The sequence below is a fragment of the Paraburkholderia sp. 31.1 genome (assembly GCF_014397645.1).
Taxonomy (GTDB): Bacteria; Pseudomonadota; Gammaproteobacteria; order Burkholderiales; family Burkholderiaceae; genus Paraburkholderia; species Paraburkholderia tuberum.
Map to the genome: position 1 here is coordinate 1 of NZ_VZQN01000176.1, position 882 is coordinate 882.

General features: G+C 64.1%; 1 protein-coding gene. It reads left to right on the plus strand.

All coding sequences use genetic code 11. From position 1 onward, the window contains the following. On the plus strand, positions 1–798 hold a 798-nt coding region (locus tag F6X37_RS35860; protein WP_187614680.1), incomplete at its 5' end, for an OmpA family protein. Between the last annotated feature and the right edge of the window lie 84 nt (positions 799–882).

The following is an 882-nucleotide window of genomic DNA, read 5'->3' on the forward strand; positions in this document are numbered from 1 at the left end:
ATCGTCTACTACCGTGATGCATCCGCGGGTGCGGGCCGGTCGGCCGCTGCCGACGTCTACGTTGATGGCGAACTGCAGACCGCATTGCTGCCCAATGGCTACAGCATCTTCTGCGTCAAGCCGGGCCGACACATGCTGGGCGCCTACATTCAGGATGCGCCGCTGTACAAAGGCAAGACCACCGGGCGATCCGGCGCAGAACTGAAGGGCGGCATGACCTACTTCGTGAAGGTCGGGCCGGCTGGCAGCAATGACGCACCGATCATGGTGCCGCGCAACGAAGCCGAAGCCCAGTTGCAAGGCATGCGCGCCCAGATGCACGTGCTTTCCCGCGCATCGGCAGTGGAGGCGTGTGACCCTGCGTCGATCCCCGTGACGGCAGCTCCGGTGGCGCAGCCTGTCGCGGCGAAAGAATACACGCTCAAGGGCGACACGCTGTTCGCCTTCGGCAAGTCTGGCAATCGCGACATGACCGGCAAAGGCCATGCGGCAATTGCACATCTGGCTGAGCAGATTCGCGCGGAAAACACCTCGCTGCAAGCCGTGACGGTGATCGGCCACGCGGACCTGATCGGCTCGGACGCAGCGGCGCAGAAGCTTGGCGAGCAGCGTGCGATGACGGTTCGCCGGATGCTGATCGAGCGGGGTATTCCGGCGCAGAAGATCACCGCGGAAAGCGCGGGCAATTCCGATCCGGTGGTCGCCGACTGCAGCGGCACGATGCAGCAGAAGATTGCCTGCAATGAGCCCAACCGCCGGGTGGTAGTGCAACTGAGTCTGTCGGGCCCGGCCCGATAAAGGCATGGGGGGATGCTGAGCCCTGACGTTGAGCCCTGAGGCGCGATCTTCCTGAATCGGGAAGGTCGCGTACCTACCGGCCTT